Source organism: Aliidiomarina sp. B3213 (assembly GCF_003290085.1).
Lineage (GTDB): Bacteria > Pseudomonadota > Gammaproteobacteria > Enterobacterales > Alteromonadaceae > Aliidiomarina.
In genome coordinates this window covers 662565-676118 of sequence record NZ_QMKJ01000002.1, presented here as the reverse complement: position 1 = coordinate 676118, position 13554 = coordinate 662565, and the positions used below count along the sequence as shown (strand labels likewise).

Annotated in this window: 9 protein-coding genes and 1 tRNA gene; 6 read left to right on the top strand and 4 right to left on the bottom strand. The window is 44.5% G+C overall.

Annotated features, from left to right (window positions below; translation table 11 throughout):
* Positions 1–237: 237 nt before the first annotated feature.
* Positions 238–2724 carry a hypothetical protein gene (locus DQX04_RS08440; protein ID WP_111915445.1) on the top strand — a complete coding sequence of 829 codons (2487 nt, stop codon included), beginning with the start codon at positions 238–240 and terminating at the stop codon, positions 2722–2724.
* A 382-nt stretch (positions 2725–3106) separates the two neighbouring features.
* Here DQX04_RS08440 and DQX04_RS08435 read toward each other — a convergent pair.
* From DQX04_RS08435 to DQX04_RS08420, 4 genes are all read right to left on the bottom strand, one after another.
* Positions 3107–3183, bottom strand: a tRNA-Arg gene (locus DQX04_RS08435).
* 81 nt (positions 3184–3264) lie between these two features.
* On the bottom strand, positions 3265–4695 hold the full coding sequence (locus tag DQX04_RS08430) for an amidase (protein WP_111915444.1): 1431 nt from the start codon (positions 4693–4695) through the stop codon (positions 3265–3267).
* 88 nt (positions 4696–4783) lie between these two features.
* Complete coding sequence (locus tag DQX04_RS08425; RefSeq protein ID WP_111915443.1) at positions 4784–5110, bottom strand: antibiotic biosynthesis monooxygenase; 327 nt, start codon at positions 5108–5110, stop codon at positions 4784–4786.
* Positions 5111–5214: 104 nt separating this feature from the next.
* Positions 5215–6678, bottom strand: coding sequence for a S41 family peptidase (locus DQX04_RS08420; RefSeq protein ID WP_111915442.1), 1464 nt, complete (start codon positions 6676–6678; stop codon positions 5215–5217).
* A gap of 118 nt (positions 6679–6796) precedes the next feature.
* Here DQX04_RS08420 and DQX04_RS08415 point away from each other — a divergent pair, with 118 nt between their 5' ends.
* The 5 genes from DQX04_RS08415 (at position 6797) to DQX04_RS08395 (ending at position 13531) form a co-directional block, all read left to right on the top strand.
* Entirely contained in the window at positions 6797–8047 is a 1251-nt protein-coding gene (locus DQX04_RS08415; RefSeq protein WP_111915441.1) for a winged helix-turn-helix domain-containing protein, read from the top strand.
* Positions 8048–8123: 76 nt separating this feature from the next.
* Positions 8124–8825, top strand: a complete 702-nt coding sequence (locus DQX04_RS08410) for a FlgO family outer membrane protein (protein ID WP_111915440.1) — start codon at positions 8124–8126, stop codon at positions 8823–8825.
* Positions 8825–9388, top strand: a complete 564-nt coding sequence (locus DQX04_RS08405) for a FlgO family outer membrane protein (protein WP_111915439.1) — start codon at positions 8825–8827, stop codon at positions 9386–9388. The genes DQX04_RS08410 and DQX04_RS08405 overlap by 1 nt, the downstream gene beginning before the upstream one ends.
* 57 nt (positions 9389–9445) lie before the next feature.
* Positions 9446–10666 (top strand): NRAMP family divalent metal transporter, encoded by a 1221-nt coding sequence (locus tag DQX04_RS08400; protein ID WP_111915438.1) that lies wholly within the window; start codon positions 9446–9448, stop codon positions 10664–10666.
* A 180-nt stretch (positions 10667–10846) separates the two neighbouring features.
* Positions 10847–13531, top strand: a complete 2685-nt coding sequence (locus DQX04_RS08395) for an EAL domain-containing protein (protein WP_111915437.1) — start codon at positions 10847–10849, stop codon at positions 13529–13531.
* Positions 13532–13554 lie beyond the last annotated feature (23 nt).

The following is a 13554-nucleotide window of genomic DNA, read 5'->3' as shown; positions in this document are numbered from 1 at the left end:
ACTTGGCAGTGTATTTCTGAGGAGTGAGGGTCAAGTTGATTGGTTTTGAGAAGCCGCTTCCAGATGGCATCGCATGAGGATCTGGAGCCAGCAGTCAGCCGTCTTTATAGTCGGTTTGGGGTACCTAAGAAGCTTTTCCTCTCTATTTTCAAATATATGACATTTACCTGTGGCATATACAATTTACTATCAAACGAATTTGTAGCCTATGTCTGGTCACTTTAAGAATATAAATCGATGAATGAAATAACAGAGGAAGTTAAAGAGCGTCTAAGTGGGATAATTGATATTTTTCATGGATTATTCAATGGACTAGACCCACATTTTGTTGCTGATTCTATTGGATACAGCTTCACAATACTGGTGGGGTTCGTAGCTATTGGGATTCCATTAAGTCTCCAAGTTATTTCCCGAGCAACAGAAAAGTATAACTCTGCACATATCATCCGTTACTTAAGTAGCTGGAGGCTCATTACTCCGAAACGAATTTATTGGGGCTTGATTTTATACTTCATTTTATCCCTAACTTTTAAATCACTATTACCGGTAGACGGTGAGTCTGACATTTCCTTTCTAATGCAAGTTTATGCATGGGCAGTTGCGCTAATGTGTTTGGCTATAGTTCTCGCTCTTGGAATGTGGTTCAGCCATATATTTTCTCAGGCGAGTAAGCGACCACGGGAAATCTATGATTCTCTAAAACGAGGAGTCGAGCCCCATGTAGGTGCCAGAAGAGGGCGCTATTTAGATCAACTAAATGCTAGGATAGACATTGTTCGAGAGGGATTAAGCTCAAACCCTCTTGATGTCGAGCTAGAGGAACCTATAACAGAGTTGATGAAGGAAGTTCGTCCCTTGGTTTTTAATGAGGACTGGGTGGTTCCTGTTCAATCAAATGAATGGCTGGTGGTTGTAAACTTCATACTATCGCTCAACGAAGTATCAAGAGCTGCAAGGAAGAACAATCGGAGCCTTAATTTCTCCGCCCAGCGCTCAGTTTTCGTATTGTTAGGGTATATCTTTAATCATCCACAATTTTCAGAACTTTGCGGATCGAGAAGATCACGTCCTACGAAGGCACCTTTCCTTAATCTAACGCAGATAATGTATAGTGAAGCAGAGCGACAAAACTATGATCCTTGCTCTTATGATGATCTTTATGCAGAAGGTGAGTGGCTCAGCAATATAATGGGGCTCTTTATGCGAGCGAGGGATTTTTCGCTAAACCCAGAAGGTCTGGATGCCGCATTAAACTTATGGGAGAGCCTCGTAGCATATGCGGCTCGAAACAATCCTAACCGCCTAACTAAGCTTCATCAAAGTTTAAAGGAGGCTGCAACGAGCGGTTTGTACAAAAAGCAATTGGCTCCTGTCATGTTAGGAGAAAATGAAAAGTTCAGTATGTGGCGTAAAAGATTCAACAATCTAAAGCCCTTTAAAATATCAAAATTAAATCAATGTGAGGAGGCCTTAGGCGTATTACATGGTGATGAAGCCAAAGGAGAATGGTCTGAATTTAATGGTTGTTTTGGACACGAATCTAAATTTCTAAAACAGACTTTGCCTAATGTATCGGATATAAGAGTTACTTGTATACAATCGTCCGCACTTGATTCAATTGCTTATTTTTTCGCACTTTGTGCCTTGAATAACTCATGGTCTGAGCTTAAAGAAAGTTGGTACCAGTATCAGCCAAAAGATGCAGACGCAAACTATATACAGTACGGTCTTTTTAATAGGGACCTCGGTTCTTTTTCTGATTGGATTAATGAGCACGTACTCTCATTAGATAATAAGTTTTATGAAAGACACAACATTAAATCATATGCAGCCTCAGCATGCGTAGTAATACTTGCCGAAATGTTAAGTTTGGGTAATCCCCCCTCATTTAGACTCCTCAGTATTGAGCAATCAGAAAAACTCGAGCAATTTATTGTGTTGCTCAAATCAAAGTCACAACTAATAATGAGAGAGTCAGTAAGGGATGCATTCGACTGGGACTACCCTGAAGCACATCGTATAAAAATTCAAGTTGACGATTTCTTAGATACGGAGTTGGAAAATTGTAAACAGTATACCGTTAAGCAACTCAAAAATTGTGTTCCTGAAGCATCCAACCCTGATGACCTAAAGCTTATATATCAGTCTTGGAGTCAAACTAACAGTAATTTCTGGATTCGCTTTAATCAAATCCGAAAAGATTATTTAGCCATCAAAGTTAAGTTTGCTAACAATATTTTCCCCAACACAGTAGAAGTTCCATTTAACACCGGTCCTGCATATTCGTTATCAGCGAGGAGCGGAAAAGTCATCCACGGAATTGAGTTTAATGGTATTCAGTTAGCGGAACAACTGGAAGCAGAACTAATTCAAAAACTTAAGTCACTAGCTAGAAGCACAAGTACACCTGGAAACGCAGGCAGTATGTGGTTTATATGTGAGGATGACCGAAACACCGGTCGATTTAATAAAGTTCTGGCTCAATATGGTTTTAACTCTAAAACAGATCGAATCAGATATATCCAAGGACAAGAAAGTTTTGTTGTTGAGAAAAACGCAGTTGGACTCGTTTTCCATCAGTGGAAATTTATGCCTTGGGCTAACGAAGCACAAGACCCGATAGTTGTTTACGGGTTTACTAAGTACTCTGGAGATATTTCGGGAATATCTTCTCTCCACTACTTCCTCGAAGTTCATAATCCTCTTGGGATTTGGAAAGTATAGGTAACGTATTTAAAGGGTAAGATTACTCATCACAAGTAGAGATTTAAAAGTGTAATTGATGCTTTCTCGATCTCTAGGTTGGTGTAGGAAGGTCCCCAACTGGCACTAGGCGGAGGAGCACGACTGGTAGTTTCCTTATCTTTTTGACTCAAAGATTGGTAAAAATTCTGCCGATATCGTTTTAGGGTAAAGGTCAAAATAATCTGGTTCGAATATTCAACAAAAAAATTTTGTCACGGGCTTGTCACGAATGTGTCACGGATTTTTTCTTGTGAAATTTGAGTGGTTTTGAGCAAAGGTCATTAGTGTTTTTAGGATGACTTCAACTCAATACTAAGAAAGAAATAGAAATTGCGAGAGGAAATATGCTGAAAGGCTTTGATGGCGCACCCGGCAGGAGTCGAACCTGCGGCCTCTGCCTCCGGAGGGCAGCGCTCTATCCAGCTGAGCTACGGGTGCGTGGTATTGGAGTTGCTAGAAAGCAGGCGTGGATTCTAGGGAAATTCACGAGTTTTGTCCAGTAAAAGGCTTTAAAGCGCCCTAAAGTTTGGGCGCTGTAAATGTGTAGCCATTGCTCTCTAATGTTTTACCAAAATGTATGAGTTCCTGGTCTTGGTGGTGTGGTGCGCTGATTGAGAGTCCTATCGGTAAGCCTTGTTTATTAAGGCCTGTGGGTACTGTAAGCACGGGGTGTCCGGTAAGGTTGTAAAAGGCTACGAATGGGAAGCAGTAGTCTAAATATGGAATGGCTTCTCCGTCTAGCAAGATTGAACGGTGCTTGTGGTTGTGTTCAAACGCTGGTCCCATGGAAGTAGGGCTAAGTACAAAGTCGTAAGGCTCAAACAGGCGGTTCACTTCTTGAATAAGCTCTTCTCGTTCTGCCATTGCTTGACTGAAGTGTTGAAAGCTTAGCGAGAGGCCTTGTTTCAACTCTTTGCGGGCGGGCAAAGAAGACGCCTTTAGTGACGGGCTGAACTTCAAATAAAACATTTTCCGCACGAGCCAAGGCAAACCCTGACCCATCATAACTCCGAGTAGTTTGGTCCAGGTTTTCAACATGCGTTCAGAAAGAAACTTGTCGATATGAATAGGTACGGCTTCACCACCTAGTTTTTCAATGGTGTTCACCATGCGGTGTATGGCATTGCGCACGTCGCTGCCAGCTTGCAAGCCATACAATGAGTCGAAGTAGGCTACCTTCATGCCTTGTAGGTTGACGTTTCTTCCTTTTGTATCGAGGTAATGCAGCCGTTGAAGATCGGGCTTGTAAAGCACGTCATTCGCTAGTTGTATGTCGTTCATGGTTCTAGCGAGCGGCCCTGTGTGGTTCATTATACTTATGCCAATGTTGTCTTCAGGATAGGGCGGCACATGTCCGTCAGAAGCGTAACCGTTTTGGGTAGGTTTGAAACCAAATAGGCCACAATAGTGAGAGGGGTTTCTTATTGAACCACCAATGTCGCTTCCCAGTTCAAATGTAGTTAAACCAGCAGCTACCGCGGCAGCACCTCCGCCGGTGCTACCCCCTGGTGTTCTTGTTAGGTCGAACGGATTGTTCGCAGTTGGGTAAAGTGGGCCAAAAGTTTGCGAGTCAGAGAGTAGCGTAGGTACATTTGTTTTACCCAGTATTACCGCCCCCTGTTCCAACAAGCGCTTTACCAGAATAGAGGTTTCTTTTGCTCTGTAGTTTCGCTTCGGTGGGTAGTTTAAAGTGGTGGGTGTGCCTTCCCACAAATAGCATTCTTTAATGGATACAGGTACGCCATGCAGTAAGCCTTTCTCTTCTGTTTCTCCGCTCTGGTCACAGTGTTTTGCTCCTGCGAGAGCCTGCTCCGGCTGATGAAACACATACGCCTGCAACTTCTCGTTATGCTCTTTAATGCGTTCTAAATACAAAGAAGTGATGTCCACACTGGTGAGTTTCCCTTCACGTACTTGTTGTGCAATTTCGCTGGCGCTTAAGTATTCCATAACTTTTCCCACTCTCTGATTGTTACTTCAGCCTAATAGAAAATGCGTTATTTGAGAATCCCTTGAAAAGTTTGCACTATTTAGATGTTTAAACGGGAAACGTGCTGCTTTTTAGAAAGTCTTTTTGTACTTCCATTTCGAACAGTATTTTAACTCCGACAGAATCGAGTTGCTTTTTCATATCGTTTCCATGCTTCTCATAGTTTCGCGGCATTATACCCTTGGTGGAATTTCGATAGGCCTGTTCGCTGGGCCATTGCGCGTAAGCGATAAACCGACCTGATTTATCTTTATGTAATCTGGAACCTAAACTTCCTTTAAACAGATAAATGCCTCGTGTTGTCTTTAGCCAATTTAAAATAAATTTCTGTTCACAGCCTTTTCGTGCAGAGAATTGATAAACCACTACGAACATATTTAGAACTCATTTGAAACATTAAATTACGGTAAATCCATTCAACCTAGGCATGGAACCTGAAGCTTGTTGCCCGTAAGGTTCCATGCCTTTGTAAAGCAATATTAGAGTTGCACACGTTGCTCTAGAATGAACTCTCTTAAGCACGATAGCGCAGCTTCACCACTTCCTTCTGGGCATTCCAACTGAATATCCGGTGTAACACCGTCAGCTACAGGGTTCCCATTAGGGCGTACGATGAGCGCTTTCGGATAACCGACACTAATGCCCGTATTTTCAAGCGTAAATGTTTCCATGGCTGCATAGGTTGTAGCAGGGTCTGCTGTTTTCTCACCAATCACTGTGCCAAATCCATAGTCTTTCGTAATAGCTGCCACAGACACCGCATTACTGAAAGAGAAGCGGTCAATCCATACATAGATTTGAATATCACTATCGGAGATATTCATATCACCACTGTGGGGGTAACTATCTTCTAATGGAAATAAAATCACATCGCCTTGCTCGTTCTGGGCATAGAATTGCTCTAGCTTGGCGGTGATAGATTCTGGATCGTCGTCTAATGCGAGTCTTTGTAAGTTTGCATTTCTTGAATGTTCAGACACTTTCACGCGGAACTCTGAAGCAAATCGGAATTGCTCATCTGCATACCAACCGATTAAGTGGTCGCTAAAACTATTGGTGCCGCCCGCGTTACCCCTCACATCAATAACGATATCTTTTACGTTCGCGTCTAGAAAAGTATGCATAGCTTCGTCTATAAAACTATGAAACTCCGTGGTGTCCCAAATTTGGTTGTTATCTTCTGCGTAGACGTTATAAAACTCTCCTGGTTTTAAATAACCGATTTGATTGCTTAGAACTTGGTATTCTCTAGGCTCGGAGTCGTCAATAGCTTGGCTTGCAACGTGTTGTTCTTGGGTTTCATGTGACAAGGTTGGTTGCACAACTTCATATTGCTCACCGGAGTGCGCACGTTCGAGTGTAAGTGTGTATTGCGGTTGTTCACCTTCATGTAACCAAAGGTATGGTGCAATACCCCATGCTTCTAGCAATACATAAGCAAGTCTTGAGTCGTCGGCGGCAAGGTATTGAGCCAGTGTGTCTAGCCAAATTAGAGCAGGCTGCCCGTTTACGTTGATTAGCTTGTCACCTTGCTTGATATCTTGCAGACCTAAGTATTCAGTAATGATAACGCTGTCTGCTTCAACACGAATACTTAGCGGCAATGTTTTCCCACCACTGTTAAGAAATTCACGGAAGAATTGAATAGGGAAGTCGATTCGTGTGTGTGCAATGTCTGCAAGTGCAACGAAGCGTAAAAACAAGCGATGAACTTCCAGTTGCGTCATGTTGCCATTAATCTGGTTTTGGAACTCGAGGTAGTGTCGGTCAAAAGTATCTTTATCTGTGTGGGCGAAAAAGTTGTAGCTCGAAGACTGCAAGTCCTCGTACAATTGCGCGAAGTCGTCTTTAATTTGCTGTTCATTGAAAGTGTTGGCGTGCGTTACCGCGATAGTGGCAAGCAGTAAGCAAATACTTGTGAATGTGGTATACAATCTTTTCATGTTGTCTCTCCTGTAAATTTGATGAACAGCAGATTACATGGGAGCATAACCGCATTATCGGACAGTAAACTACTAAAGTCCGGACAAAACCCTGACAAACAGTAACCTATTGAATTAAATGAATAATAAATCCCAAAAATTTAAGCTTGGAGAATGGATCGTTGATCTTGAGTCAGGTAATTGTGTCTCCGACGTTCTAGGTACTGTTCGACTTGAACCAAAAACAAGCGCTGTTTTTGCTATTTTAATTCACGCCCAAGGCGAGCTTGTGAGTAAAGACGAGATTATTGTACAAGCTTGGTCTGGACAGTTTGCGAGTGACGAAACACTTCTGCGCACCATTTCTCGTTTACGCTCAGCTCTTCATGATGACCCAAAATCGCCAAGATTTATCGAAACTGTACCTAAACGTGGTTATAGGCTTGTTGAGAAAGCTCAACTTATTGATGAAACAGCGTCGGTGCAACCTGTTAGCGGCCAACCAAAGCGTAAATGGCTTTATATAGTGCTCGCAGTTCTTATCTGCGCTGCTGTCTTAGCTGGGTGGTTTATACATACAGCAAAAGAGCAAACCGCTGGTCGCGACCTGCTTACACAGGCAGATGATTTTTATCACCAAATGCGGCTAGCCGACAATGAAATGGCTATTTCCTTATACGAGCAGCATATCGATTTACAGCCCGGTGCTGCAGCTGGCTACGCTGGTCTCGCAAATACCTTAGTGCAAAGGGCGGTTCGGTATACGGTGGCAGAGTCAGAACATTACTCCTCATTAACAGAGAAGGTAGAGGCTGGGGTGCTGGACAACGAAGAGGCTAGAAACCTTCTCAATCGTGCCCACACACTTGCGGTGCGAGCGGTAGAAATTCAGCCAAATAGCGCTGTGACTCTGAAAGCCCTCGGGTTTGTGCAATCGGCACAAGGAAAGTACGAAGACGCAATTGAAACCTATGAGCGAGCCATTGCAATTGATGATCAAGCTTGGCAAGTGTGGATTAATTTAGGTGAGCTTCATGGAGTGAGTGGAAATCGCCAGCTTGCTGTCTCGGCTTTTGAGTCTGCATTTCAGTCTATGCGAGCAAGGTATGAAGAGCAGGAGGTTCAAATTCGACCATGGATTGCGGATATTGCAGCCGTCATTGGAACTTATTATCTTGAAGATCAAGCCTACAGTCAGGCTGAAACTTGGTTTGAAGATGCTCTTCGTTACGCCCCGTTACATGAGTCAGGCACATTGGGGCTCGCACAGGTTTTGTATTTAACAGGAGACAGGCTTGGTGGCGTAGAACTTTGTCAGCAGCTCGCTTCTCGATTGCAAAAAGAAATTCGCTGCGAGCAACTTCCCGAAACACCCGCAATTCTGCACTAAAAAGATCGCGAGGATCACGTTAAGTTTTTAGCTGCTCGGGCCGATAAATAAGCAAACCTTTCTCAAGAGAGTTTGTATGAAACGCTTAACTCAACGTGCAAAACCGATAGCAGCGGTTTTATTAGCATTGTCATTTACCGCAACTTTAGTGGGTTGCGCGTCGGCTCCTGAACAAAGTATGGCAGACCGCACTCCTGCGCCGTCAGCGGTTCCGCATAGTCCGTTAACGCAATATGAAAACATTCTTGCTCATGAGTTGTTTCAATATCACGAGGGTATTCGACGTGTAGCTGTAACAAGCTTTGTGCCGGCAGAGTCGCTTCAACATCAGGCGTCGGACAGCTACTCTGATTTAGCGCGGCAAATGCAAGAAGGGTTAATGGCCTCTGCACGTCCATATAATATTGGTTTTTTAGAGTATAGATTAACCCAAGCACTGCAGCTGACCGACGAGCAAGAGCTCATGCTTAGCCGCGACACCGAAAGGTTGCGCGACAACTATATGATCGACTGGGTGGTCGTAGGTACATATAGCGAAGTAGACAATGGCTTACTTGTGAACACTCGCTTAGTGAACGCGCGTTCTGCACTAGTAATCTCGTCTTCAACTGTGCTCGTGCCATGGGAAACCATTTCTTCAGACGAAGTGAACTCACAGTGGCGCCGCGGCGGTTTGTATCGTAGTTCGCACTTGTCTGACCCGCAGCCGGAACGTGAAAAGGGCGGATTCTTAAGTAGCATGTTCGACGCACCAGGCACACGTGGGGAGATTGAATAATGAGAACAATAACGAAGTTATTAAGTACGTTTGCTGTTCTTGCAATAACAGCTTGCGGTAATACGCCGCCTCCACAAGAGCCTGCAAGAGTAAACGACAACCCAACATATTCTACGGGTTATTACTCATTCCAATTGGTGGAAGAGCTTATGTCGACGGCTAACGATGTTAGCGTAGGCGAACGTGTAGCGGTAACAAGTCCTGTGTGGTTGGCGGGTGGCTTACGTGAAAGCAATTTAATGGGTTTGCAGCTGCAGCAAGAGTTAAGTGCTGAACTTCATGCCGCAGACTTACAAGTTGTGGAATTTAAACTCACGAATGCAATTCGTGTAACTCCTGAAGGAGACTTTGCACTTTCGACCAATTACCTTGAATTAAACGAAACATTCGACGTTGATTATGTACTTGTAGGCACATTGTTAGACCGTGGCGCTTCTATGGTGGTAACACTTCGTATGTTGGACTTCGGTACTCGCGTCGTGAAAGCCACAGCTCAAATAGAAATTCCAAGAGACGTTGTGCGCGACATGGTATATACACGCGGTACTGCAATCGTTAATTGATATCTTTTTCTCGCTCAAGGTATGCTTAGGTAAAATAATAATAAGACAGGCATACCTATGCACACTTCTCGCTTGAAAGCGTTAGGTCCAGGGCTTCTTCTGGCCACGGCCGCTATTGGCGGCTCCCACCTTGTTGCGTCCACTCAAGCAGGAGCGTTGTTTGGCTGGCAGTTACTGTGGGTAATTATCGCTGTAAATGCCCTGAAATATCCTTTCTTTCGCTTCGCCGTTCACTACACAGCTACACAAGAGCAAAGTTTAATTACCGGGTATCGCAATAGTGGTAAAGGACTTTACGGTGCCTTTATTGTGGTGTGTTCGATTGCCGCCATTGTCGCAACTGCTGGTGTGCTGCTACTCACTGCGTCTTTGTTGCAATACTTTGTGTCTTGGATACTTCCTTCGCCGCCTTCGGTCATTAGCTTAAGTTTATTTCTTTTAGTCGTTAGCTGGGTATTACTAATTTGGGGACGCTATCCGGCGCTCGACAAAAGTGCCAAAATTTTCATGTTGCTGTTGGCATTGGCAACCTTGGCTGCTTTTATTATTGCCTGGTCGAAAGGCGCCGCACGGGTAGACGACTTTGTGAGCCCTAATCCATGGCAGCTAGCGAGTTTTGGGTTTTTAATTGCCATGATGGGATGGATGCCCGCACCGATTGAAATCTCGGTGATTAATTCGCTTTGGGCAAAGGAGAAATACACATACCAACCCGAAGCTAAGAAGTATGCGCTTTTCGACTTTAACTTAGGCTACTGGGTAACCGCCGGTCTTGCTGTTTTATTCCTCGGTTTAGGTGCCATTATTCAATATGGTTCTACTACGGAAGTTGCGCTAGCGGGTGGTGCGTTTGCCCAGCAGCTCATTGATATGTACGCCCAAACTATGGGCGAATGGTCGCGTTGGTTGGTGGCGTTTATTGCTTTCGTTTGTATGTTTGGCACCACCATAACTGTGCTTGACGGTTACGCGCGAATTTTTGATGCCTGCTTCCATGAAAGTCGCCAAACAAGATCGAAGTTGCGTTTTAACGCACTGCTTATTGCCCAAGGTTTACTGGGCTTGTTGATTATTATCTTCTTTGCGGGTGCATTACGCCCTATGCTCACATTCGCAATGGGGTTGGCGTTTGTGACAACGCCATTATTTGCTTGGCTTAATATGAGGCTAGCGAAAGAAGCAGGGCTAATGAATAGACCATTAAAGGTATGGTCAATAATGGGTCTTTCTTACCTAATTATCTTTGTTTTCCTCTACTTAATCTGGCTATTGATGTAGCCACTCAAGGAGTTGCTTGCAACCGACATAAATTGTCGTTATTTTCTTACATCGGGTGAATTTCACGTAAGCCATCATATATAAAAATAATAGGCTTCCGTTTGTGGAGTTGTAGTTATCCATTCAAAGTTAAACGCCAATCAGCACGGTAAAAATAGCCGTACCAATAGAACGCGCATTTTGCGTGCTTTTGCACGTTTAATGATGCTGCTTTTGGTCGTGGTGGCTATCTTCACATCTTACATTGCATGGCAACGCACCCTCTCTTCCGAACAAAAGCAATTAAGCCATTTAAGTGGAATTCTTGCCCAAGGCTTTGAACACCAAATGGCGAAGCAAGACGTTATTCAACAAATTCTCGCCGAAGGCCTGGAAGTTAGCTCGGAATCTTCGAGTACTGAAACTGCTCAGGACTTTTTTCAGCGTATGCGGCCATATCATAGAAGTGCACTTGGCTATGCCATGCTCGACATGCAAGGCAATGTGCTAGGCTCTTCGCTTCCAGAATATGAATTCGCCCCAGACTCCCAATCCGCTTTAGACATGAGCAGTGAAAGCTTGCAAGAAGCTATACTCACACGTTCATTCCAAATCGGGCGCCCACAACTTTCCACCACCATCGATAAGTGGGTTACCCCGTTATACACACCAGTGTTTGACGACGATAACGAAGTTCGCGCGATTATGGTGTCGATGCTGATTATCGATAGCGACAATGCGGCGTGGTCTGAATTACAACTTGAAGACAATATTGAAATTGTACTGGTTCGTGACGACGGTTACTTAAACTATATGTATCCCGAGCCTGCTACTCGAGAGCGCTACGACCGAATTTATCAAACCCGAGCGTCGGAGCCATTACGCAATTTGATTCGCGAACAGCATGGCTGGGCTTCATACGATCGCCCTTATAACATGGCGGGTGGCTATCGCCATCATTACCTTTGGGTAGAGCCTATGGCGCAGTATGGTATGACTGCGGTGGCAATGAAAGACCGTCGCTATGTGATTATGGCTTGGTTGAGTAACTTAGCTTTGCCTACGGTGGTATGGTTACTAGGCGTATTAGTTTTAATTTATGGCTACCGACGAGCGAAACGCCTGATTGATGTGTCTGATCAAGATTTAAGAAGTTTAAACAGCCAGTTATCAAGTTCTTTAGAGCAATACGACTCGCTTACACAATTGCTACCTGTTGGGGTGTATCAAGGCAGAGTAAACAGCGAAGGGGAGCGAGAGGTCACGTATCTGAATCAGCGCGCTCGCGAAATATTAGAGTTGCCTGACTCTCTCCCGCTCGAACGTATGTTTACCGAGATAGAGCAACGAATCCACCCTTCGGATCGGTATGACTACAACCACCAAAGTTTAAAAGCCGCGCGAGAGAAAGCGCCTCTTTATTGGCAAGGCCGTATACTTGTCGGAAGCGAAATTCGTTGGGTTGAGGTGCAGTCGATTCCGCAAGTGAAAGACAATGAAAGTTTGCTTTGGAATGGCGTTATTATCGACACCACTGCAAGTAAACGGGCTGAAGAACAAATTAACCAATTGGCATTTTACGACGCATTAACCAAGCTACCGAATCGTAGAATGTTGCAAGAAAAGGTTAAAAATCTGAAACATAAAATGCAATCTATACCTCAGTATGCCGCAGTACTGTGTTTTGACGTCGACAATTTTAAAACGCTGAATGACTCTTTGGGGCAGCAAGCCGGCGACGACTTACTTGTTACCCTTTCTGAGCGGTTACGTCGCTCGATCCGAGATCAAGATTTTGTGGCTCGTATTGGCGGAGATGAGTTCGTGGTGGTGCTTACTCGGTTGTCTGAGCACGCAAGTGCTGCGGCTAACCAAACTCGCGCGTTGGCAGCGGAACTCATTCGTGACTTTGAACAGCCCGTTGCGCTAAATGAATCCTTTTATCGGGTAACGGCAAGTGTCGGTATTACCTTGTTTGACAACGACACGCGCTCGGTAGACACCCTACTGCAACAAGCAGACCAGGCGATGTATCAAGCCAAAGCCGCTGGTCGCAATACCCATATTTTCTTCGACGAAAGTATTCAAACCATGTTGCAGGACCGCCAAGAGCTTGTTCGTGACCTGCACCGCGCCATTGAAGATAACGAATTCGAGTTGCATTACCAGCTCATCGTAGAAGCAGATAAGTCGGTGCATGGTGTCGAGGCGCTGGTACGCTGGAGTCACCCAGACCGTGGCATGATTCCTCCAAACGACTTCATTCCGTTAGCCGAGGAAACTGGCGATATTTTGCTGCTTGGCGAGCAAATACTCACATCTGCGTGTCAGCAATTGAATGAGTGGCACCAAGATCCAGAACGAAAGCACTGGACCATGTCGGTGAACTTAAGTGTACGCCAGTTACATTCACCGAGCTTTGTGGCCGACACCTTAAGTATTATCGAAAAGTCGGGGGTAGAGCCACAATACTTGGTGCTGGAAATTACTGAGTCGATGCTACTTTCAGAACCAGACGACGCCATTGAGAAAATGACAGCCTTGAAGCAGCACGGTGTTAAGTTCGCACTCGACGACTTTGGTACGGGTTATTCTTCCTTAAGTTATTTAAATAGCTTGCCGCTCGACAAACTTAAAATTGACCAGTCATTTGTGCAAAATCTCCATAAAAACGAGAGTCCTCGCACCATTACCCGCACCATTATTTCATTGGGCGAGTCTTTAAGACTCAAGCTGGTTGCAGAGGGGGTAGAAACGAAAACCCAAATGGAACTACTTGCGGCACAGGGCTGCCAGTTATTCCAAGGATACCTGATTAACCGACCTACTCCTGTTTCGCAAATTGACCTTGTGCTGAAGCGCTTGCAAGAAGGCTCTGAAGCGTAGCGGTGTCATTAAATCGTATTATC